This window comes from Mycobacterium sp., assembly GCF_019247615.1.
GTDB lineage: Bacteria > Actinomycetota > Actinomycetes > Mycobacteriales > Mycobacteriaceae > Mycobacterium.
The window spans coordinates 1-21064 of sequence record NZ_JAFBAT010000171.1 but is presented as its reverse complement, the minus strand read 5'-3'; the positions used below and the strand labels follow the sequence as shown (position 1 = coordinate 21064).

General features: G+C 67.4%; 22 protein-coding genes and 2 pseudogenes. 21 read left to right on the top strand and 3 right to left on the bottom strand.

Going from position 1 to position 21064, the window contains the following annotated elements:
- Positions 1-602 (top strand): annotated as a pseudogene (locus tag JO059_RS11540) (NADP oxidoreductase); the annotation flags it as partial.
- Positions 603-615: 13 nt separating this feature from the next.
- On the opposite strand, the gene JO059_RS11535 reads toward JO059_RS11540, so the two are convergent.
- Complete coding sequence (locus JO059_RS11535) at positions 616-2208, bottom strand: FAD-binding oxidoreductase (RefSeq protein WP_293317000.1); 1593 nt, start codon at positions 2206-2208, stop codon at positions 616-618.
- A gap of 48 nt (positions 2209-2256) precedes the next feature.
- Between JO059_RS11535 and JO059_RS11530 the strand changes: the two are divergent.
- Positions 2257-2415: pseudogene (locus JO059_RS11530) on the top strand (PPE domain-containing protein); the annotation flags it as partial.
- A gap of 117 nt (positions 2416-2532) precedes the next feature.
- Here the strand turns inward: JO059_RS11530 and JO059_RS11525 are convergent.
- A complete protein-coding gene (locus tag JO059_RS11525) occupies positions 2533-2862 on the bottom strand; it encodes a hypothetical protein (RefSeq protein ID WP_293316997.1) in 330 nt (109 codons plus the stop codon).
- Positions 2863-2885: 23 nt separating this feature from the next.
- Between JO059_RS11525 and hisN the strand changes: the two genes are divergently transcribed.
- The 3 genes from hisN to JO059_RS11510 all read left to right on the top strand — a co-directional run bounded on the left by hisN (position 2886) and on the right by JO059_RS11510 (position 6398).
- Positions 2886-3674: a histidinol-phosphatase gene (hisN, locus tag JO059_RS11520; protein ID WP_293316994.1), complete on the top strand. Its 789-nt coding sequence runs from the start codon at positions 2886-2888 to the stop codon at positions 3672-3674.
- 82 nt (positions 3675-3756) lie between these two features.
- A complete protein-coding gene (locus tag JO059_RS11515; RefSeq protein WP_293316992.1) occupies positions 3757-5163 on the top strand; it encodes an acyl-CoA dehydrogenase family protein in 1407 nt (468 codons plus the stop codon).
- Positions 5164-5192: 29 nt separating this feature from the next.
- Positions 5193-6398: an acyl-CoA dehydrogenase family protein gene (locus JO059_RS11510; RefSeq protein ID WP_293316989.1), complete on the top strand. Its 1206-nt coding sequence runs from the start codon at positions 5193-5195 to the stop codon at positions 6396-6398.
- A 6-nt stretch (positions 6399-6404) separates the two neighbouring features.
- Here JO059_RS11510 and JO059_RS11505 read toward each other — a convergent pair whose 3' ends face one another.
- Complete coding sequence (locus tag JO059_RS11505; RefSeq protein ID WP_293316986.1) at positions 6405-7262, bottom strand: oxidoreductase; 858 nt, start codon at positions 7260-7262, stop codon at positions 6405-6407.
- A gap of 24 nt (positions 7263-7286) precedes the next feature.
- Between JO059_RS11505 and JO059_RS11500 the strand changes: the two genes are divergently transcribed.
- The 16 genes from JO059_RS11500 to nuoF all read left to right on the top strand — a co-directional run bounded on the left by JO059_RS11500 (position 7287) and on the right by nuoF (position 21054).
- On the top strand, positions 7287-8285 hold the full coding sequence (locus JO059_RS11500; RefSeq protein WP_293316984.1) for an acryloyl-CoA reductase: 999 nt from the start codon (positions 7287-7289) through the stop codon (positions 8283-8285).
- A 22-nt stretch (positions 8286-8307) separates the two neighbouring features.
- Positions 8308-9279: an NADPH:quinone oxidoreductase family protein gene (locus JO059_RS11495; protein WP_293316981.1), complete on the top strand. Its 972-nt coding sequence runs from the start codon at positions 8308-8310 to the stop codon at positions 9277-9279.
- A 243-nt stretch (positions 9280-9522) separates the two neighbouring features.
- Positions 9523-10737, top strand: a complete 1215-nt coding sequence (locus JO059_RS11490) for a CoA transferase (RefSeq protein ID WP_293316978.1) — start codon at positions 9523-9525, stop codon at positions 10735-10737.
- Positions 10734-11627, top strand: a complete 894-nt coding sequence (locus JO059_RS11485) for a hydroxymethylglutaryl-CoA lyase (RefSeq protein WP_293316976.1) — start codon at positions 10734-10736, stop codon at positions 11625-11627. Before JO059_RS11490 ends, JO059_RS11485 begins: the two co-directional genes overlap by 4 nt.
- 80 nt (positions 11628-11707) lie before the next feature.
- Entirely contained in the window at positions 11708-12946 is a 1239-nt protein-coding gene (locus JO059_RS11480) for an acyl-CoA dehydrogenase family protein (RefSeq protein ID WP_293316973.1), read from the top strand.
- Entirely contained in the window at positions 12943-14019 is a 1077-nt protein-coding gene (locus JO059_RS11475; RefSeq protein WP_293316970.1) for a phosphotransferase family protein, read from the top strand. The genes JO059_RS11480 and JO059_RS11475 overlap by 4 nt, the downstream gene beginning before the upstream one ends.
- Positions 14016-14354 carry a DUF6285 domain-containing protein gene (locus JO059_RS11470; protein WP_293316967.1) on the top strand — a complete coding sequence of 113 codons (339 nt, stop codon included), beginning with the start codon at positions 14016-14018 and terminating at the stop codon, positions 14352-14354. Before JO059_RS11475 ends, JO059_RS11470 begins: the two co-directional genes overlap by 4 nt.
- A 29-nt stretch (positions 14355-14383) precedes the next feature.
- The gene (locus JO059_RS11465) at positions 14384-14782 is read left to right on the top strand and encodes a nuclear transport factor 2 family protein (RefSeq protein ID WP_293316965.1); all 399 of its coding nucleotides are present in this window, start codon (positions 14384-14386) and stop codon (positions 14780-14782) included.
- A 7-nt stretch (positions 14783-14789) separates the two neighbouring features.
- Entirely contained in the window at positions 14790-15338 is a 549-nt protein-coding gene (locus tag JO059_RS11460) for a YceI family protein (RefSeq protein WP_293316963.1), read from the top strand.
- Between the two features lie 29 nt (positions 15339-15367).
- Positions 15368-15769 carry a hypothetical protein gene (locus JO059_RS11455; RefSeq protein WP_293316960.1) on the top strand — a complete coding sequence of 134 codons (402 nt, stop codon included), beginning with the start codon at positions 15368-15370 and terminating at the stop codon, positions 15767-15769.
- A gap of 220 nt (positions 15770-15989) precedes the next feature.
- On the top strand, positions 15990-16376 hold the full coding sequence (locus JO059_RS11450) for an NADH-quinone oxidoreductase subunit A (protein WP_293316957.1): 387 nt from the start codon (positions 15990-15992) through the stop codon (positions 16374-16376).
- A gap of 8 nt (positions 16377-16384) precedes the next feature.
- Complete coding sequence (locus tag JO059_RS11445; protein ID WP_293316954.1) at positions 16385-16939, top strand: NADH-quinone oxidoreductase subunit B; 555 nt, start codon at positions 16385-16387, stop codon at positions 16937-16939.
- Positions 16936-17643, top strand: coding sequence for an NADH-quinone oxidoreductase subunit C (locus JO059_RS11440; protein WP_293316952.1), 708 nt, complete (start codon positions 16936-16938; stop codon positions 17641-17643). The genes JO059_RS11445 and JO059_RS11440 overlap by 4 nt, the downstream gene beginning before the upstream one ends.
- Complete coding sequence (nuoD, locus tag JO059_RS11435) at positions 17643-18941, top strand: NADH dehydrogenase (quinone) subunit D (protein ID WP_293316950.1); 1299 nt, start codon at positions 17643-17645, stop codon at positions 18939-18941. Before JO059_RS11440 ends, nuoD begins: the two co-directional genes overlap by 1 nt.
- Positions 18938-19717, top strand: a complete 780-nt coding sequence (nuoE, locus tag JO059_RS11430; RefSeq protein ID WP_293316948.1) for an NADH-quinone oxidoreductase subunit NuoE — start codon at positions 18938-18940, stop codon at positions 19715-19717. The genes nuoD and nuoE overlap by 4 nt, the downstream gene beginning before the upstream one ends.
- A complete protein-coding gene (gene nuoF / locus JO059_RS11425) occupies positions 19717-21054 on the top strand; it encodes an NADH-quinone oxidoreductase subunit NuoF (protein ID WP_293316945.1) in 1338 nt (445 codons plus the stop codon). The genes nuoE and nuoF overlap by 1 nt, the downstream gene beginning before the upstream one ends.
- The last annotated feature ends 10 nt before the right edge of the window (positions 21055-21064 follow it).

Below are 21064 nucleotides of genomic sequence, written 5' to 3'. Positions count from 1 at the left end.
ACGCCGGGCGCGCGCCGCGGCCGGGCCATCGTCGGATAGTTTTCCGCTTCTTGACGTCCCCGATCGAGATCAAAGGTGACGGCAGGGTGGAGTCCATCGTGCTCGGACGCAATGAATTGGTCACGGACGAGAGCGGGCGGGTGGCGGCCAAGGACACCGGCGAGCGCGAGGAACTGCCGGTTCAGCTGGTCGTGCGGTCGGTGGGTTACCGAGGCGTCCCGACGCCCGGCCTGCCGTTCGACGACAAGAGCGCCACCATCCCCAACACCGGCGGGCGAGTAGAGGGCAGCCGCAATGAATATGTCGTCGGATGGATCAAACGCGGGCCGACCGGTGTGATCGGCACCAACAAAAAGGACTCCCAGGACACCGTCGACACCCTGCTGCACGACCTGCCCGGCTCTGAACAGCAGCTCGCCGACTTTCCCGAAGACCACGCCGACAGGCTGGCCGAGTGGTTGGCCTCCCGCCAGCCCAAGCTGGTCACCTCTGCTCACTGGGAGGCGATCGATCGCCACGAGCGATCGGCCGGCGAGCCGCACGGGCGTCCCCGCGTCAAGCTGCCGAGCCTGGCCGAGCTGCTGCGCATCGGCCACAGCTGATCAGGGGGGCTGATCAGGGGTCGATGAGCACCCCGGGGTTGAGGATCCCGGCCGGGTCAAGCGCCGACTTGGCCGCGCGCAGAGCAATCGCGAACGGGTTGGGCCGCTGCCGGTCGTACCAGGCCCGGTGATCGCGGCCGACCGCGTGATGGTGGGTGATGGTGCCACCGGTGGCGATGATCGCCTCGGAGACCGCCGCCTTGATCTCGTCCCACTGCGTGACCAAAGAGCCCCAACGCCCGCCGGCATAGATTCCGTAGTAGGGGGCCGGGCCGTCCGGATACACGTGGGTGAACCGACAGGTCACCACGCCGGTCCTACAGACTCGCTCGATCGCCTTGCGGGCCGCATCCGTAACGGCGGCATGCAGTTCATCGAATCGGTTCCCGGTGCACGCGGTCTCGAACGTCTCCGCGATGACGCCGCGTCGGGCGAGGGCGTCACGCTGGTAGGGCATGCGCAAGAATGCCGAGCGCCAATTCCCCGAGGCATCGGTCGCGCCGTCTTTTGTTGTGTCAGTGGCTGTTTCGCTGCTACGCCGCGCCGTGAGCGTGCCGTCGTGGTCGGCGCAGATCTGCACGGCCCGCTCGAGCCACGGGTCTACCGGGTGGTCGGCCGATTCGAAAGCGAGCACCAGTAGGCCGCCGCCGGTCGCGACGCCGGCGTTCAGGAAAGCCTCGGCCGGGTCAAGCAGCCGACAATTGGACGGGTGGAGCCCGGCCTGCGCGACCGTCCTGGTCGCCGCCACCGCGGCGGCCCAAGCCTCGAACGTCACCGACGCGGTGACCTGCCACTTCGGGCGGTCCTGTAACCGCATCCAAGCCTCGGTAATGATGCCGAGCGTTCCCTCGGAGCCCAGGAAGAACCGGTCAGGCGATGGGCCGGCGCCGGAACCCGGCAGTCGCCGGGACTCGCTCACCCCGACCGGAGTGACGACCCGTAGCGACTCGGTCAGGTCGTCGATGTGGGTGTACAGGGTGGCGAAGTGCCCGCCCGCGCGCGTGGCCAGCCAGCCGCCGAGGGTGGAGAAACCGAACGACTGCGGGAAATGCCGTAGCGTTAGATCGTGTGGCCGTAGCTGGTATTCGAGCACCGGACCCAGTGCTCCGGCCTGGATTCGCGCCGCGCGACTGGCCCGGTCGATCTCGACGACCGCATTCATGACGGTGGTGTCCACCGTGACGACCGGACCGTCGAACCGCGGCTCGACGCCCCCGACCACCGAACTGCCGCCGCCATAGGCGATCACCGAAACCGCTTGGGATGCACACCAATCGAGCGCGTCGATCACGTCCTGCTCGCGGCGCGGCCGCACGATCAGGTCCGGTACATGGTCGAGTCGGCCCTGTAGGTTGCGCGCGACGTCACGGAATGCCTTGCCGCGCGCGTGGCCCGCCCGGTCGACGGGGTCAGTCGAACATAGGTGAGCAAGTGATGGCGGCGGTGTGATCCGCGGAGTCGCCACTCCGAGCGCGGTGGGGTCCGGCGGCTGGTGATCGGTCAGGTCGTGATCCGGTAGGAGCGTCGCCACGCGCGCCACCAGATCACGAGTTTCATCTCCGGAAAGCGCGTCCTCGACGGTGCCCCAACCCCACCACGAACGCATTGACGGCGTCAGCGCCTCAACACGATGGCGGCGCTGCCGGCGACCATCATGATTTCTCCATGCCGCATCAGCTCAGAATGCCAGATCAGTGGCCCGTGGTCGGCCTCGCTACTGGCCGCCGCAGGAACCTGGGATTCGGTGTCCGCCGAATTAGGGACCGCGGCCGAAACCTACGAATCCGTGCTGTCGAGCCTGACCAGTTTGCACTAACAAGGCCCGGCATCGGCATCGATGAGCGCGGGCCTCGGGCGTGCTGCCGCGGTGCGGGACGCGGCTCACCGTGATGACGCGCCCACCCGAGGGCGGCTGACCGGCCCCGAAAATTCAGGCTGCCGGCGGTTCGGCCGGCGCGAACCGCCAGTTGTCCGGGTTCTTCGGCGAATACACCACCGGGAGCAGTTGGCCCATCGTTGGCCAGTGATCGACATCGACCGCCATGCGCTGATACACCGCGTGCTCGCTGACGGTGGGACCGTTGATCACCCCGGCGATCGTGACGTACTGCTCACCGGTGGCATCCGGGCGGGGGCTCACCCCGGTCACCAGCAGCGTGCCGCTCGCCAACTCGCCGCGGGGACCGCGCGGGACGAACCGTTGCGCAAGGACCAATCCCAAGACCGCCACAAGCAGGATCAGCAAACCGAATTCCCACACCCGGCCATGGTAGGACTGCTGGCATGACGCACGACGATTTGGCGCTGGCGCACGGGCTCGCCGACCGGGCGGACCTGCTCACCGCGGCCCGCTTCGGGGCGCAGGACCTGCGCATCGACACCAAACCGGATTTGACACCGGTGACTGACGCCGACCGGGCGGTCGAAACGGAGCTGCGTGAAATCCTCGGGCGCGAACGAGTCTCGGACGGCATCCTCGGGGAAGAGTTCGGGGGAACCGCGGCGTTCACCGGGCGGCAATGGGTCATCGACCCGATCGACGGCACCAAGAACTTCGTGCGCGGGGTGCCGGTCTGGGCCAGTTTGATCGCTTTGCTCGAAGACGGCGTTCCATCGGTCGGTGTCGTGAGCGCGCCCGCGCTGCAGCGTCGGTGGTGGGCGGCGCGCGGCCGGGGCGCGTTCGCCTCCGTCGGCGGCGGCCCGCCGCGCCCACTCGGAGTTTCATCAGTGGCGCAGCTCGACTCAGCCAGTCTTTCCTTCTCCAGCTTGTCGGGCTGGGCGCAGCGCGGGTTGCGCGACCGCTTCATCGCGCTGACCGACGCGGTGTGGCGGGTCCGCGCCTACGGCGACTTTTTCTCGTATTGCCTGGTGGCCGAGGGGGCAGTCGATATGGCCGCCGAACCTGAAGTGTCGGTATGGGATCTGGCGGCGCTCGACATCTTGGTACGTGAGGCGGGCGGCACTCTCACGGGCCTCGATGGCGTGGCGGGCCCGCACCGCGGCAGCGCCGTGGCCACGAATGGCTTGCTGCATGCGGAGGTGCTCGCGAGTCTGCGCAGCGAGCGGCTGTGAATTAGTTAACAGGGCACCCCTTCTATCTTACTCCGGAGTAAGATAGAGTGATCCGCATCGCCCACCGACCGAGGGTGCCGAAATGACCGCCATGCCTTCCGGTTCGAAACAGACGAAAACGTCGCGCTCGCGCCTTGGGCGTCGCGGCCGGCAGAGCGGTGTCGGCCTGCAACCGCACAAGCGGACGGGCGTCGATATCGCCATCGCAGTGCTTACACCGCTAGTCGGCCAGGAGTTCCTGGACAAGTACCACCTGCGCGATCCGCTCAACCGCGGCCTGCGCTACGGCACCAAGACGGTTTTCTCCACCGCGGCCGCAACCTCTCGACAGTTCAAGCGGATCAAGGATATTCGCGGCGGGCCGACTCGGCTCAAGTCCAGCGGTAAGGACTATTTCGACCTGACGCCCGACGACGAGCAGAAGATGATCGTCGAGACCCTCGGGGAATTCGCCGAGGAGGTGCTGCGGCCCGCGGCCCACGACGCGGACGAGGCGGCTACCTACCCGCCCGACCTGATCGCCAAGGCGGCGGAACTGGGCATCACCGCCATCAATATCCCCGAGGACTTCGAGGGCATCGCCGCGCACCGCTCCAGCGTGACCAATGTGTTGGTGGCGGAGGCACTCGCCTACGGGGACATGGGCCTGGCGCTTCCGATCCTGGCGCCCGGCGGCGTGGCATCGGCGCTGACCCACTGGGGCAGCGCCGACCAGCAGGCCACCTACCTTCACGAGTTCGCCGGCGCGAACGTGCCCCAAGCCTGCGTCGCGATCGCCGAACCGCAGCCGCTGTTCGACCCCACCCGGCTGAGGACCACCGCCGTGCGGACGCCCAGCGGATACCGGCTCGACGGCGTGAAGTCGTTGGTGCCCGCCGCGGCCGACGCTGAGCTGTTCATCGTCGGCGCGCAGCTCAACGGCAGGCCCGCGCTGTTCATCGTGGAGTCATCGACGAAAGGCGTTACGGTCAAGACGGATCCGAGCATGGGAATTCGCGCGGCGGCCCTCGGTCAGGTCGAACTGTCCGGGGTGTCGGTGCCGTTGAATGCCAGGCTGGGAGAAGAGGAAGCGACCGAAGCCGACTATTCGGAGGCCATCGCGCTCTCCCGGCTGGGCTGGGCCGCGCTGACGGTCGGCACCTCCCACGCCGTGCTCGACTACGTCGTCCCGTATGTGAAGGAGCGCCAAGCGTTCGGCGAGCCGATCGCGCATCGGCAGGCCGTGGCGTTCATGTGCGCCAACATCGCGATCGAGCTGGACGGGCTGCGACTGATCACCTGGCGCGGTGCCGCGCGTGCTGAACAGGGCCTGCCCTTCACCCGCGAGGCGGCGCTGGCCAAGCGGTTGGGCGCCGACAAGGGAATGCAGATCGGCCTCGACGGCGTGCAGCTGCTCGGCGGCCACGGTTATACCAAAGAACACCCGGTCGAACGCTGGTACCGCGACCTGCGGGCCATCGGCGTCGCCGAGGGCGTCGTAGTCATCTGAGTGTTGTAACGACAGCTGAAAGTTCAATCATGGCAATCAATTTGGAACTGCCCCGCAAGCTGCAAGCAGTGATGGACAAGACCCACCAGGGCGCGGCCGAGTTGATGCGGCCGATCGCCCGAAAATACGACGTGAAGGAACACGCGTATCCGGTCGAATTGGACACCCTCATCAGTCTGTTCGAGGGCGCGGCCGAATCCTTCGCCTTCGCCGGAGCAGACGCGCTGCGCGACGAGGACGAGGGCAGGGACAAAAACCACAACGGCGTCAACATGGCCGCGCTGCTGCAGACGCTGGAGGCTTGCTGGGGCGACGTTGCAATGATGCTGTCGGTCCCCTATCAGGGTTTGGGCAATGCGGCCATCTCCGCTGTCGCCACCGACGAACAGCTGGAACGTCTCGGCAAGGTGTGGGCCGCCATGGCCATCACCGAACCGGGATTCGGATCCGACTCGGCGGCGGTGTCGACGACCGCGACGCTCGACGGCGACGAATTCGTGATCAACGGCGAGAAGATCTTTGTCACCGCCGGTTCACGCGCCACGCACATCGTGGTATGGGCGACGCTGGACAAATCGAAGGGTCGCGCCGCAATCAAGTCCTTCATCGTGCCCCGCGACCACCCCGGGGTCACGGTCGAACGCCTGGAGCACAAGCTCGGCATCAAGGGCTCCGATACCGCGGCGATCCGCTTCGACGACGTCCGCATCCCCAAAGAGAACCTGCTCGGCAACCCCGAAATCGAGATGGGCAAGGGTTTTTCCGGTGTGATGGAGACCTTCGACAACACCCGACCCATCGTCGCAGCCATGGCCATCGGGGTCGCCCGCGCCGCACTGCAGGAGATCCGCAAAGTACTCACCGAGGCCGGAGTCGAGATCTCCTACGACAGGCCCTCCCACGCCCAGTGCGCGGCAGCCGCCGAGTTCCTGCGGATGGAGGCGGACTGGGAGGCGGCGTATCTGCTCGCGCTGCGCGCGGCATGGCAGGCCGACAACCAGATTCCCAACTCCAAAGAGGCGTCGATGAGCAAGGCGAAGGCTGGGCGGATGGCCAGCGACGTCACTCTCAAGACGGTCGAATTGGCAGGAACCGCAGGCTATTCCGAGCAGTCGATGCTGGAGAAGTGGGCCCGCGACTCCAAGATCCTCGACATCTTCGAAGGTACCCAGCAGATCCAGCAGTTGGTCGTCGCGCGGCGCCTGCTGGGGCTGTCGTCGTCGGAACTCAAGTAGCGGCGATCACGCGGCGACGGCGTCCAGGCGCCGGCGGGTGTCCTCATCGATCTCGATGGACGCGGCCTCCATGTTCTCCTCCAGGTGCCGCACCGACGAGGTGCCCGGGATCAGCAGGACGTTCGGCGCCACGCCCAGCGTCCAGGCCAAGGCGACCTGCGCCGGCGTGCGTCCGAGCCGCTCGGCGAGCTCGGTGACCAGCGGGTGCGTCAGCACCGGGTTCGGCCGCTCGAAGGCCGCGCCCAGCGGGAAGAACGGGACGAACGCGATCCCCCGCGTCGCGCACTCCTCGAGCACCGGCGCCGACGACCGGTCGACGAGGTTGAACGCGTTTTGCACGCAGACGATTTCGGTGCGTTCGAGCGCGTGCAGCAGGTGCTCGCGGGTGACGTTGCTCAGCCCGACGCCGCCGATCAGCCCCTCGTCGCGCGCGGCGATCATGGCCGATAGCTGGTCGTCGAACAGCCGGTCCGGCCCGTCGCTTTCCATCAGCCGCAGGTTGACGGCGGCGAGCCGGTCGACGCCGAGGGCGCGCAGGTTGGTTTCGATGTCGCGGCGCAGATCCGCGGGCTCGGTGACGGGCAACCAGGCGCCCTGGTCGTCGCGCCGGCCCCCGACCTTGCTCACCAAGGCCAGGTTCGCCGGGTAGGGATGCAACGCCTCCCGGATCAGCTCGTTGGCCACGTCCGGACCGTAGAACTGCGCGGTGTCGATGTGGTCCACACCCAATTCGATGGCCCGGCGCAACACCGCCAGCGCCGCGTCGCGATCCCGCGGCGGCCCGAACACGCCCGGACCCGGCAATTGCATCGCGCCGAAGCCGATGCGCCGAACGGAAAACCCACCGAGTGAAAAGGACTCCATGCGGTGAGGTTAGCGTCGACGGGTATGGACACGTTTCAAGCGCTTGTCGCGCGCGAAGACGGCGACCGGATAACCGCGTCGGTCGAGACGCTGAGCCCCTCCGACCTACCGCCCGGCGACGTGACGGTCCGGGTGCTGTACTCGAGCGTCAACTACAAGGACGCGTTGGCGCTGACGCCGGGGGGCGGCGTGGTGCGCAACTATCCGGTCGTGCCGGGCATCGACCTGACCGGCGAGGTCGTCGAATCACAATCGCCCGACTTCGCCGTCGGCGACAAGGTGCTCGCGCACGGGTACGCGATCGGCACGGGCCACCACGGCGGCTACGCCGAATACGCGCGGTTGCCGGCCGACCAGGTGGTGGCGCTCGGCAACTTGAGCCCGCACGAGGGCGCCGCGATCGGGACCGCTGGCTTCACCGCCGCGATGAGCGTGCGGGCACTGATCGACTGGGGGATCGAACCCGGCGCGGGCCCGGTCGTCGTCACCGGCGCTTCGGGCGGGGTCGGCTCGGTGAGCGTGGACCTGCTGGCAACCGCCGGCTACCGCGTGGTGGCGTCCAGCGGCAAGGAAAGCGCGGCCGAACTGCTCAAAGAGCTTGGCGCCGCGGAAGTTATCGGGCGCCTGCCCGCCGATCCGGAGGCCAAACCGCGACCGCTGGCGAAGGTGCGCTGGGCCGCAGGCGTGGATTGCGTGGGCGGCGCGACGCTGGCCGACGTGCTCAGCGCCGTGGACTACGGCGGCGCGGTGGCAGCCAGCGGCCTGACCGGCGGTGCCGCGCTGCACACCACGGTGATGCCGTTCATCCTGCGCGGCATCGCACTGCTCGGAATGGACTCGGTACAGCTGCCGATCGGCCGACGCCGGAAATTGTGGGCGCTGCTGGGTGATTCGTTGCGGCCGCGGCGTCTCGCTGCGGTCACCAGCGATGTCGACGTCAAAGACGTCGTCGGCGTGCTCGACCGTATCCGCGCCGGCGAATTCTCCGGCCGGGCGGTGGTGCGGGTCGCTGGCGGATTCTGAGCCGGCAGTAGGCTGACCGACCATGCGAGCTGCACGGGTGACTCGGCTAGACGGTCCGGACGCGATCGAGGTGGCGGAGGTCGACGAACCCTCGGGCGACGGAGTGGTCGTCGAGGTGCACGCCGCGGGCGCGGCATTCCCAGACGCGCTGCTCACCCGGGGCCTCTACCAGTACCGGCCCGAGCCGCCGTTCATCCTGGGAGCCGAGATCGCCGGGGTGGTGCGTTCGGGCCCCGACGGCGCGCACGTGCAAGCCGGCGACAGGGTCGTCGGGTTGACGATGCTGTCCGGCGGCATGGCCGAGGTGGCCATTGTGCAGCCCGACCGGGTGTTCAAGCTCCCCGACAACGTGAGCTTCGAGGCGGGCGCCGGGCTGCTGTTCAACGACCTGACGATGTACTTCGCGCTCACCGTTCGCGGGCGGCTGGCCCAGGGCGAGACGTTGCTGGTGCACGGGGCGGCCGGCGGGATCGGGACCTCGACGCTGCGGCTGGCGTCGCTGCTCGGGGCGTCGCGCACCATTGCGGTGGTCAGCACCGCAGAGAAGGCGGACGTCGCGACGGCCGCCGGCGCCACCGACGTGGTGCTGGCCGAGGGGTTCAAGGACGCGGTCAAGGAGCTCACCAGCGGTCGCGGCGTCGACATGGTGGTCGACCCGGTCGGCGGCGACCGGTTCACCGATTCGCTGCGCTCGCTCGCACCGGGTGGACGGCTGCTGGTCATCGGGTTCACCGGCGGGGAGATTCCGACCGTGAAGGTGAACCGGCTGCTGCTCAACAACATTGACGTCGTCGGCGTCGGCTGGGGCGCCTGGACGGCGACCCACCCGAACGCGCTCGCCGAGCAGTGGGCCGGGCTCGAAGATCTGCTCCGCTCGGGCCGGCTGCCTCCTCCGACGCCCGAGGTCTACCCCCTCGAGGAAGCCGCCGCGGCGGTCGCGTCGCTGGAGAATCGCACCGCCAAAGGGAAAGTCGTTGTACGCGTTCGGGATTGATGATTCCGATCGCACCGGTCACACCCCGGCACAACCTGCCGCTTGTGCGTCGCAAACCAATAAGTAGTGTCACGTTCAGTTTGGCTGCCAGAGCCCCGGAGTCGCCCATGGAATCGTTCATCCACCTGCGCGAAGGCCGACTTCCGCGCCCCGAGCTCAAACCCAACGATGCCACCGACGCCAACGGCGGACCCTGCTGATGTTCAGCGACTGGCTGGTCCACCACAACTTCGCGAGCGCCGAATGACGGCGCACGATGTCAGCGGCCCGCTCGACGGTATCCGGGTCCTCGAGCTCGGCACCCTGATCGCCGGGCCCTTCGCGGGCCGGCTGCTCGGTGACATGGGCGCCGACGTCATCAAGGTCGAACCCCCCGGCGCGCCGGACCCGCTGCGGAACTGGGGCCAGGCGGAAGTCGACGGCCACCACGTCTTCTGGACGGTGCACGCGCGTAACAAACGCGCCATCACGCTGGACCTGCGGCGGCCACGCGGCCGCGAACTATTTCTTGATCTTCTGGCCAAGTCCGACATCGTGGTGGAGAACTTCCGCCCCGGCACCATGGAGAAATGGAACCTGGGCTACGACGTGCTCAGTGAACGCAACCCGGGCATCATCCTGGTGCGGGTATCCGGTTACGGACAGACGGGCCCCGACGCGCACAAGGCCGGATACGCCTCGGTGGCCGAGGCGGTCAGTGGTCTGCGCCACCTCAACGGTTTTCCGGGCGGCCCGCCGCCCAGGCTGGCCCTCTCGCTCGGCGACAGCCTCGCCGGCATGTTCGGCGCCCAGGGCGCCCTGGCCGCGCTCTACCGTCGCACCGTCACCGGTCAAGGTCAGGTGGTCGACGTGGCACTAACCGAATCATGTTTAGCCGTACAGGAATCCACGATTCCCGACTACGACGTCGGCGGCGTCGTCCGCGGACCTTCTGGGACCCGGCTGGAGGGCATCGCACCGTCGAACATCTACCGCAGTGCTGACGGCTCCTGGGTGGTGATAGCCGCCAACCAGGACACCGTCTTCGCGCGCCTGTGTCAAGCGATGGGCCGGCCGGAGCTGGCCGGCGACGACCGGTTCGCCACCCACGGCGCCCGCGGGCGCAACCAAGACGAGCTCGACAAGATCATCGGGGCTTGGGCCGCCGACCGTCAACCCGGCGAGATCATCGAAACCCTCAGCGCCGCCGGCGTTATCGCGGGGCCGATCAACACCGTCGCCGAAGTCGTCAACGATCCACAATTGCGGACCCGCGACATGTTGGTAGCTCACTTCGACGAAAGAATCGGACGCAACGTCTTGGGACCGGGAATCGTGCCGGTGCTCTCGGAATCCCCGGGGCATGTGCGCAACGCCGGCCCGACCTGTCCCGGACAACACAACCACGACATCTACGTCAAGCTACTGGGAAAGACCACCGACGAACTCGAGGAACTGCGGGCCGAGGGGGTGCTGTGACGCACGTCGATATCCGTGAGGTGTCGCTGCGCGACGGCCTCCAGATCGAAAAGCCGATCCCGTTGACGGCCAAGCTGGAACTGCTTGCGGCGGTGGCCGCCACCGGCGTTCGGGAAGTGGAGGCCACCGCCTTCGTATCCCCGACGAAAGTGCCCTCGATGGCCGATGCCGCCGAAGTCGCCGCGCGGCTGCGCGACTACCCCGACATCGAGTTCTCCGCCCTGGTGGCCAGCCCCGGCGGGGCCCGGCGCGCCGTCGCCGCCGGACTTCGATCGATCGAATATGTGGTCGCGGCCAGCGACGAATTCAGCAGGGCCAACGTCGGACGCGGCGCCGCCGAGGCCACCGAGCAAATCGAGGAGATCGTCGCCATCGCGCACGACGCCGACGTCACCGTCGAGGTGATCGTCGCCACCGCGTGGGACTGCCCGTTCGAGGGCCCCACCCCGCCGGGGCGGGTACTGGAGATCGGCGCGGGCGCTCGTGACATGGGCGTAGACCGGTTCTGCATCGCCGACACCATCGGCACCGCGACGCCGGGCCGAGTGAGTTCGCTTGTGGCACAACTGCGTCCGGTAATCGGCGACCTACCGCTGGGCGGGCACTTCCATAACACCCGCGGCGCCGGGCTGGCTAGCGCGTACGCGGCGGTGAACGCCGGGGTCACCAGGCTCGACGCCTCGGTCGGCGGGTTGGGGGGCTGCCCCTTCGCCCCCGGCGCCACCGGCAACATCGCCACCGAGGACCTCGTGTACCTGCTGCGCGACAGCGACATCGACGTCGACGTCGACCTGCCGGCGGCCATCGCCGCTGCCGAGGTTGCGAAATCGATTGTGGGCCATGATTTGCCGGGAGCCCTCCTACGGGCCGGCGACCGGATGCGGGCCTGATGCCCGGTACGGCGCGTAAAGCAGCGTAGGAGAGCTCGAGACAGCTCAGGAGAGCCCCAGGAGAGCCGAGGAGAGGATCAGTGGATTTCACCCTGCCAGAACATCTTCCGGGTCTGCTCGCCGATATCGACGCGTTCATCGAGCGGGACATCGCTCCGCTGCAGGCCGAAAACATGCAGTACTTCGACAAGCGTCGAGAGCACGCCCGCACCGACTGGGACAACGACGGCATCCCGACCCGGGAGTGGGAGGAGCTGCTCGCCGAGATGCGCCGCCGGGCCGACGAGGCCGGGTGGCTGCGCTACGGGTTGCCGGCGTCGCTCGGTGGTCGCGACGGCACCAATGTCGATATGGCGGTCATCCGGGAGCACTTGGCGCACAAGGGCCTCGGGCTGCACAACGACCTGCAGAACGAGTCCTCGATCGTCGGGAATTTTCCGCAGGTGATCATGATGGAGCGCTTCGGCACCGACGAGCAACGCCGCGTGTGGTCGGAGGCGCTGATCACCGGCGAACGCTCAATGGCGTTCGGCCTCACCGAGCCACTGCACGGCTCCGACGCCACCTGGCTGCAGACCCGCGCCGAACCCGACGGCGATGGCTGGGTGATCAACGGCGCCAAGCGGTTCAACACCGGGGTGCACCGCGCGACTCACAATCTGGTCTTCGCGCGCACCTCGGGGGAGGCGGGGTCGGCGCTGGGAATCACCGCCTTCCTGGTACCGACGGACGCGCCGGGATTCGACGTGCCGTACTACTGGTGGACGTTCAACATGCCGACTGATCACGGCGAAGTCGAATTGACCGACGTGCGCGTTCCGGCCGATGCGGTGCTCGGTGAAGTGGACCACGGCCTGGAGGTCGCACAAACCTTCCTGCACGAGAACCGAATTCGGCAGGCGGCGAGCAGCCTGGGCGCAGCGCAATACTGCATCGACCGCGCGGCCGACTATGCGGGCAAACGCACGGTGTTCGGCAAGCCGCTGTCGGTCAACCAGGCCGTGCAATGGCCACTGGCCGAACTGCAGACCGAGGCGCAGATGGTTCGCCTGCTGGTGCAGTACGCGGCCTGGCATCTGGACCGTGACCACCACATGGAGGTATCGGACAAGGTGTCAATGGCCAACTATCGAGCCAATCGACTGGTGTGCGACGCGGCCGACCGGGCAATGCAGATCTTCGGTGGCCTGGGTTACAGCCGTCACGAACCGTTCGAGCACATCTACCGCCACCACCGCCGCTACCGGATCACCGAAGGGGCAGAGGAGATCCAGATCCGCCGGGTGGCGCAACGGCTGTTCAGGTTTGGCCATAAGTGACCGACACCAAGAAGCTGGCCGACAAGCTGGGGCGGGTCCTGGCACCGGCGTTCGGTACCGCCGTCACCATCGCGAACCTGCGGGCATTGACGGGCGGCGCCAGCCGCACCACTTGGGCGTTCGACGCCGTCGCGGGCCAGCATCGCCGCGCACTGATCCTGCGCATCGGGCCGCCCGACGATGTGCACGCCGGCATGGAGCTCGAGGCGCGCGCCCAGGCCGCCGCGGCGGCCGCCGGGGCGCCGGTGCCCCACATCCTGGTGGCCGACGATTCGACTGCCGCACTGGGCAACCCGTATCTGATCTGCGACGAGATCAAGGGCGAGACCATTGTCCGGCGCATTCAACGTCGGCTCGGTGCCGAGGGCCACGCGGGACGCACCAGGCTGCTCCGGCAGTGCGCTCAGGCGCTGGCCGCCATCCACCGAGCCGACCGGCAGATCCCCGGCCTGACCCAGGGGGACCAACTGGGGGCATGGCGGACACGGCTCGACGAGATGAGCGACACCACCGCCACCTTCGAATGGGCGTTTCGTTGGCTGGGCTCCCACCGGCCGCCCCCATCGGCGCCGGTTCTGGTGCACGGGGACTTCCGGATGGGGAACCTCATCGTCGACGGCTGCGATCTGGCCGCCGTTCTTGACTGGGAATTGGTGCACATCGGCGAGGCACACGAAGACCTGGCCTGGTTTTGCATCCGGGCCTGGCGGTTCGGCGCGCCGGCCAGCCTGGGCGCCGGGGGCCTCGGCAGCATCGAAAGCTTCCTGCAAGCCTACGAGGAAGCCGCCGCGGCTACCGTCGATCGCATGGCGTTCCGTTGGTGGCTGGTGCTTGCCACGCTGCGCTGGGGCGTCATCTGCCGTTACCAGGCGCAACGACATCTGAGCGGTCAATTCCGCTCGGTGGAGTTGGCGGCCATCGGCCGCCGCGTCTGCGAAACCGAGTGGGACCTCCTCGACCTGCTCGAAGCGCCCCCCGGTGACGATGCGCGCCGCGCCGCGGCGCGAGGTGGGGGCACCCCCAGCCGCGCAGCGGCGAGGGGGAGAAACCGGCAGTCGGAGCCGCCGCAATGATCGGCGCCTACGGCCGCCCGATCGCGGCCGAGCTGGTGGCCGCGGTGGCCGAGTTCCTCGAAACCGACGTCAGGGCCGCCACTACCGGGCAGGTGAACTTCCACGCCCGGGTGGCCGCCAACGCGCTGCGCATCGTCGAGCGCGAGTTGCTCGACGAGAGCGAAGAAGAATGCGGCGAGGCACTCGCGGCCCTCGGCTTCGGAGACGAGGAACAGCTGGCCGCGGCGATCCGGGCCGGCGAGCTCGACGGGCGACCCGATGAGGTCACCGCCTGTTTGCGCACGCTGGTGCGGCGCCGGCTGGCCGTCACCCACCCCGGATACGACAACGAATGAGCCGAGCCCATGAGGACCGGAGACGGTTGATGTCCACCACCAGCACCGCGGAGACGATCGCCGACGTGGCCGAGCGTCTGTTCGCCGCGATCGAAAACGGCGACACCGCCGCGGTTGATCGACTGTGGAGCAACGACATCAAGGTGTGGCGGGTGGGACGCGAGCCGGCCAAGACGGATGACAAGGCCCGCGCGCTGCGCGTCATCGACTGGTTCGTCACCGCTACCACCCAGCGGCGCTACCAAATCCTCGATCGCCGGCTGTTCGAGGGCGGCTTCGTCCAGCAGCACATCCTGCACGCAACGGGCCACGCCGGCCAATCGATCTCCGTGCGCGTTTGCATCGTGATCCGATTGGGCACAAACGCCCTGATCGAGGCGATCGACGAATACTTCGACCCCGCCGAGATCGCGCCGCTGACCAAGTGAGTGAACGATGACGACCCTGGAAGCCCTGCTGATCGATCCCGACATGTTCGGCGTGTGGAACGTCGTTCCCCATCGGTCGGCCGTCACCTTCAAGATCAAGAACATGTGGGGCCTGGTGACCGTCAAGGGCCGGTTCACCGAGTTCAGCGGCGACGGACAACTCAGCGGCAAGGGCGCGGCGTCCGGCCGGCTCGACATCCAGACCGCGTCGTTGAGCACCGGCATCGGCCGCCGGGATCGGCACCTGCGCTCTGCCGACTTCTTCGACGCCGAGCGCTTCGGTCAGATCAGCGTCGTGGTCACCGCGGTCCAGCCGAGCGAGGGACCCACCAAGGGCAAAGCCGCCGACGTTCGGGCCGATCTCACCATCAAGGGCATCACCGCGCCGCTGCCGCTACCGGTGACGGTCACCGAGCTCGATGACGGCGCGATCCGGATCTCCGGGGAAGCCAAGGTCGATCGATCCCAATTCGACCTGGGCTGGAACAGGTTCGGCATGATCGGCGAGACGGCGACCGGGGCGGCGCAGCTGGTGTTCGCTCGGGCAACCGGGTGAGACCGGCGGGGCACCAGTACCATCTGACCGTGCCCGACACGACCCGTCCCCTGCGAATCCTCGTCTACAGCGACAACGTCGAAACCCGCGAGACGGTGATGCGGGCGCTGGGCAAGCACCTGCACCCCGAACTGCCGGAGTTGAGTTACGTGGAGGTCGCGACGGGCCCGATGGTGATTCGCACGATGGATGAGGGTGGCATCGACCTGGCGATTCTCGACGGCGAGGCCACCCCGACGGGCGGCATGGGAATCGCCAAACAGCTCAAAGACGAGCTGGCAACCTGCCCGCCGATCGTGGTACTCACCGGTCGCCGGGACGACGCGTGGCTGGCCAACTGGTCGCGCGCCGAGGCCGCGGTGCCGCATCCGCTCGACCCGATCGTGCTGGGACGCACGGTGCTCGGGCTGCTCCGCACCCCAGCTATCTAGCGCCGACGCCGGCTTTCGGCGCAGCCGCGAGAACATGCGGTCAAACTAAGCCCCATGTGTGCGTTATCACTACCCCGGGCAAGTGCGCCGGGCCTGATGACGCTATGTTGAAGGTCACTGTGATGGTCCATCGACGCGGTTCGTCACAGCAGCCCGATCACCGCCTGGCCGCCTCTGGGGGACCCCCCATGGCAGCCCATACGACGGATCTTGGAGCGAGTTGAACGTCTACATACCCATCCTGGTACTGGGGGCGATTGCCACCGCCTTCGCCGTGGGCTCGGTAGCGATCGCGAGCCTGGTCGGCCCATCGCGCTACAACAAGTCGAAGCTGGCGGCCTACGAGTGCGGCATCGAGCCCGCGGGCAACTCGGGAGCGGCCGCGGGAACCCCGCATGCGTCGGCCGGGCAGCGGTTTCCGGTGAAGTATTACCTGACCGCAATGCTGTTCATCGTCTTCGACATCGAGATCGTGTTCTTGTATCCGTGGGCGGTCAGCTACGACGCGCTGGGAACGTTCGCCCTGGTCGAGATGGTGGTGTTCATGCTCACGGTCTTCGTGGCCTACGCCTACGTGTGGCGCCGCGGCGGCCTGACGTGGGATTGAGGTAAGGCGTGGGCCTGGAAGAACAGCTGCCTGGTGGCATCCTGCTGTCTACCGTCGAGAAAGTCGCGGGCTATGTCCGCAAGAACTCGCTGTGGCCGGCGACCTTCGGGCTGGCCTGCTGTGCCATCGAGATGATGGCCACCGCCGGACCGAGATTCGACATCGCCCGGTTCGGCATGGAACGGTTCTCGGCGACGCCGCGCCAGGCCGATCTGATGATCGTGGCCGGGCGGGTCAGCCAGAAGATGGCCCCGGTGTTGCGCCAGATCTACGACCAGATGGCCGAGCCGAAGTGGGTGCTGGCCATGGGCGTCTGCGCGTCATCGGGCGGAATGTTCAACAACTACGCGATTGTGCAGGGCGTGGACCACGTCGTTCCGGTCGACATCTACCTGCCCGGTTGCCCGCCGCGGCCGGAGATGCTGCTCTACGCAATCCTCAAGCTGCACGAGAAGATTCAGGAAATGCCGCTGGGCGTCAACCGCGAACACGCCATCGCCGAGGCCGAGCAGGCGGCGCTGGCCGCCAAGCCCACGATCGAGATGCGCGGACTGCTGCGATGAGCTCACCCAACCAAGATCCGCAGGAAGCCATCGCTGCGGCCGATGACGAGGTGATCGACGTCCGGCGCGGCATGTTCGGGGTCAACGGGACGGGCGACACCTCCGGCTACGGGCGCCTGGTACGCGAGGTCACGCTGCCCGGCAGCAGCCCCCGCCCCTACGGCGGCTACTTCGACGACATCGCCGACCGGCTGGCCGAGGCGCTGGGCTGCGACGGAGTCGAATTCGACGAGGCCGTCGAGAAAGTCGTGGTATACCGCGACGAGCTGACCCTGCATGTTCGCCGCGATCTGCTGCCGCGGGTCGCCCGGCGGTTGCGCGACGAACCGGAGCTGCGCTTCGAGTTGTGCCTCGGCGTCAACGGGGTCCACTACCCGCAGGACACCGGCCGGGAATTGCACGCCGTCTATCCGCTGCAGTCCATCACGCATAATCGCCGGCTGCGGCTGGAAGTGGCTGCGCCGGACAGTGATCCGCACATCCCGTCGCTGTATGCGGTCTACCCGACGAACGACTGGCACGAGCGCGAGACTTACGACTTTTTCGGGATCGTCTTCGATGGCCATCCGTCGCTCACCAGAATCGAGATGCCCGACGACTGGCACGGGTATCCCCAACGCAAGGACTACCCCCTGGGCGGAGTGCCGGTCGAGTACAAGGGCGCCAAGATACCCCCACCCGACGAGCGCAGGGGCTATAACTGATGACCGAACCTGACACCGTGCTGGTCGCGGGCGGCCAAGACTGGGACCAGATCGTCGACGCCGCACGCAACGCGGATCCCGGTGAACGAATCGTCGTCAACATGGGGCCACAGCACCCGTCGACGCACGGGGTTCTGCGGCTGATCCTCGAGATCGAGGGCGAGACCGTCACCGAGGTGCGGTGCGGAATCGGCTATCTGCACACCGGCATCGAGAAGAACCTCGAATACCGCTACTGGACCCAGGGCGTCACCTTCGTGACCCGAATGGATTACCTGTCACCGTTTTTCAACGAGACGGCGTACTGCCTGGGCGTGGAGAAGCTGCTCGGGATCACCGACGAGATACCGGAGCGGGTCAACGTCATCCGGGTCATGATGATGGAGCTCAACCGGATCTCGTCGCATCTGGTGGCGCTGGCCACCGGCGGTATGGAACTGGGCGCGATGACCGCGATGTTCATCGGCTTCCGGGCCCGCGAGATCATCATGAACATCTTTGAATCGATCACCGGTCTGCGGATGAACCACGCCTATATCCGCCCCGGCGGGGTGGCGCAGGACCTGCCACCCAACGCGGAGCGCGAGATCGCCGAGGCCCTCAAACAGCTGCGCCAGGCGCTGCGCGAATTGGGTGAGCTGCTCAACGAGAACGCCATCTGGAAGGCGCGCACCGAAGGCGTCGGCTACCTCGATCTGACCGGATGCATGGCGCTGGGCATCACGGGCCCCATACTGCGCGCCACCGGGTTGCCGCATGACCTGCGCAAGAGCGAGCCCTACTGCGGCTATCAGGACTACGAGTTCGACGTGATCACCGATGACCGTTGTGATGCCTACGGGCGCTACATCATTCGCGTCAAAGAGATGTGGGAGTCGCTGAAGATCGTGGAGCAGTGTCTGGACAAGCTACGGCCGGGGCCGACGATGATCTCCGACCGCAAGATCGCCTGGCCCGCCGACCTAAAGGTGGGTCCCGACGGCATGGGCAACTCACCCGAGCACATCGCCAAGATCATGGGCGGCTCGATGGAGGCGCTGATTCACCACTTCAAGCTCGTCACCGAGGGTATTCGCGTTCCCGCGGGGCAGGTTTACGTCGCGGTCGAATCACCGCGCGGTGAGCTCGGCGTCCACATGGTCAGCGACGGCGGCACCCGGCCCTACCGGGTGCACTACCGGGACCCGTCGTTCACCAACCTGCAGTCGGTCGCCGCGATGTGCGAGGGCGGGATGGTCGCAGACCTGATCGCGGCCGTCGCCAGCATCGATCCGGTGATGGGCGGGGTCGACCGATGACCGGGCCGCAGGGCCAGCCGGTGTTCATCCGGCTGGGACCTCCGCCCGGCGAACCCAACGCGTTCGTGGTGGAGGGCGCCCCGCAGTCGTATTCGCCCGAGGTGCGGGACCGGCTGGAGGTCGACGCCAAAGAGATCGTGAGTCGCTACCCGAACAAGCGCTCGGCTCTGCTGCCGTTGCTGCACCTGGTCCAATCCGAGGACTCCTACCTGACGCCGGCGGGTCTGGAGTTCTGCGGCGAGCAGCTGGGACTGACCGGAGCCGAAGTGTCCGCCGTCGCAAGCTTTTACACGATGTATCGCCGGGGACCCACGGGCGACTACCTGGTCGGGGTGTGCACCAACACGCTGTGCGCGGTCATGGGGGGCGACGCCATATTCGATGCGCTCAAGGAACATCTGGGCATCGGCAACGATCAGACGACCGACGACGGGTCCGTCACCCTGCAACACATCGAGTGCAACGCCGCCTGCGATTTCGCACCGGTCGTGATGGTGAACTGGGAGTTCTTCGACAACCAGACGCCCGACTCGGCGCGCGAACTGGTCGACTCCCTGCGAGCCGGCAACCCCAAGTCGCCCACCCGTGGGGCCCCGCTGTGTGCGTTCCGCGAGACGTCGCGAATCCTGGCCGGCCTACCCGATGAACGGCCCGACCAAGGTCAGGGCGGCGCGGGCGCGGCGACTTTGGCGGGTCTGCGGGTGGCGCACGAACTCGGCATGGCGGCGCCGCCACCACCGGACACCTCGCCCGACCGCGGCCCGGAAGGACAGTGATGGCCGCTCCCACCGCCCAGGCGACGCCGCTGACGCCGGTGATCAGCCGCTACTGGGACGATCCCGAGTCGTGGACGTTGCAAACCTACCTCCGCCATGACGGGTACAAAGCTCTGCAGAAAGCCCTGGGCATGGAGCCCGACGCGGTGATGGGGGCCGTCAAGGACTCCGGTCTGCGGGGCCGCGGCGGTGCGGGTTTCTCGACGGGGACAAAGTGGTCGTTCATCCCGCAAGGCGATACGGGCCCGGCCGCCAAGCCGCACTACCTGGTGGTCAACGCCGATGAGTCGGAACCCGGTACGTGCAAAGACATCCCGCTGATGCTCGCGACCCCACACATCCTGGTCGAGGGTGTGGTCATCGCGGCGTATGCGATCCGGGCCAACCACGCTTTCATCTACGTGCGCGGTGAAGTGCTGCCCGTGTTGCGCCGCCTGCAGAACGCGGTGGCAGAGGCGTATGCCGCCGGTTACCTGGGCCGCGACATCAACGGGTCGGGCTTCGACCTGGAGCTGGTGGTCCACGCCGGTGCCGGTGCCTACATCTGCGGCGAGGAGACCGCGCTTTTGGACTCCCTAGAGGGCCGGCGCGGCCAGCCACGGCTGCGGCCGCCGTTTCCCGCGGTGGCGGGGCTCTACGGCTGCCCGACGGTGATCAACAACGTCGAAACCATCGCCAGCGTCCCGCCGATCATCCTCAACGGCGTCGATTGGTTCCGGTCGATGGGCAGCGAGAAATCGCCTGGCTTTACGCTGTATTCGTTGTCCGGGCACGTTACCCGCCCAGGTCAGTACGAGGCTCCGCTCGGGATCACCTTGCGCGAGTTGCTCGCTTACGCCGGCGGTGTGCGCGCCGGGCACCGGCTGAAGTTCTGGACGCCCGGCGGTTCGTCGACGCCACTGCTCACCGACGAGCACCTCGACGTGCCGCTGGACTACGAGGGCGTGGGCGCCGCCGGTTCGATGCTGGGGACCAAGGCGCTGGAGATCTTCGACGAGACCACCTGCGTTGTGCGGGCCGTGCGGCGCTGGACGTACTTCTACAAGCACGAATCCTTCGGCAAGTGCACACCCTGCCGCGAGGGGACGTTCTGGCTCGACCAGATCTACACGCGGCTGGAAACCGGTCACGGCACGCACGAGGACATCGAGAAGCTGTCGGACATCTCCGACACCATCTTGGGAAAGTCGTTCTGCGCGTTGGGCGATGGTGCTGCCAGCCCGGTGATGTCGTCGATCAAGTACTTCCGCGATGAGTACGTCGCCCACGTCGAGGGCGGTGGATGCCCGTTTGACCCCCGCGACTCCATGCTGACGCCGAACGGAAAGGGCTCATGACACGCGCCGG

What these genes read in the sequence shown, in the direction of transcription:
- JO059_RS11535 (WP_293317000.1), bottom strand. Translation starts at nt 2,208, where the DNA reads ATGCGTTCGTGGTGGGGTTGGGGCACCGTCGAGGACGCGCTTTCCGGA.
- hisN (WP_293316994.1), top strand. Translation starts at nt 2,886, where the DNA reads ATGACGCACGACGATTTGGCGCTGGCGCACGGGCTCGCCGACCGGGCG.
- JO059_RS11515 (WP_293316992.1), top strand. Translation starts at nt 3,757, where the DNA reads ATGACCGCCATGCCTTCCGGTTCGAAACAGACGAAAACGTCGCGCTCG.
- JO059_RS11510 (WP_293316989.1), top strand. Translation starts at nt 5,193, where the DNA reads ATGGCAATCAATTTGGAACTGCCCCGCAAGCTGCAAGCAGTGATGGAC.
- JO059_RS11505 (WP_293316986.1), bottom strand. Translation starts at nt 7,262, where the DNA reads ATGGAGTCCTTTTCACTCGGTGGGTTTTCCGTTCGGCGCATCGGCTTC.
- JO059_RS11500 (WP_293316984.1), top strand. Translation starts at nt 7,287, where the DNA reads ATGGACACGTTTCAAGCGCTTGTCGCGCGCGAAGACGGCGACCGGATA.
- JO059_RS11495 (WP_293316981.1), top strand. Translation starts at nt 8,308, where the DNA reads ATGCGAGCTGCACGGGTGACTCGGCTAGACGGTCCGGACGCGATCGAG.
- JO059_RS11490 (WP_293316978.1), top strand. Translation starts at nt 9,523, where the DNA reads ATGACGGCGCACGATGTCAGCGGCCCGCTCGACGGTATCCGGGTCCTC.
- JO059_RS11470 (WP_293316967.1), top strand. Translation starts at nt 14,016, where the DNA reads ATGATCGGCGCCTACGGCCGCCCGATCGCGGCCGAGCTGGTGGCCGCG.
- JO059_RS11465 (WP_293316965.1), top strand. Translation starts at nt 14,384, where the DNA reads ATGTCCACCACCAGCACCGCGGAGACGATCGCCGACGTGGCCGAGCGT.
- JO059_RS11460 (WP_293316963.1), top strand. Translation starts at nt 14,790, where the DNA reads ATGACGACCCTGGAAGCCCTGCTGATCGATCCCGACATGTTCGGCGTG.
- JO059_RS11440 (WP_293316952.1), top strand. Translation starts at nt 16,936, where the DNA reads ATGAGCTCACCCAACCAAGATCCGCAGGAAGCCATCGCTGCGGCCGAT.
- nuoD (WP_293316950.1), top strand. Translation starts at nt 17,643, where the DNA reads ATGACCGAACCTGACACCGTGCTGGTCGCGGGCGGCCAAGACTGGGAC.
- nuoE (WP_293316948.1), top strand. Translation starts at nt 18,938, where the DNA reads ATGACCGGGCCGCAGGGCCAGCCGGTGTTCATCCGGCTGGGACCTCCG.
- nuoF (WP_293316945.1), top strand. Translation starts at nt 19,717, where the DNA reads ATGGCCGCTCCCACCGCCCAGGCGACGCCGCTGACGCCGGTGATCAGC.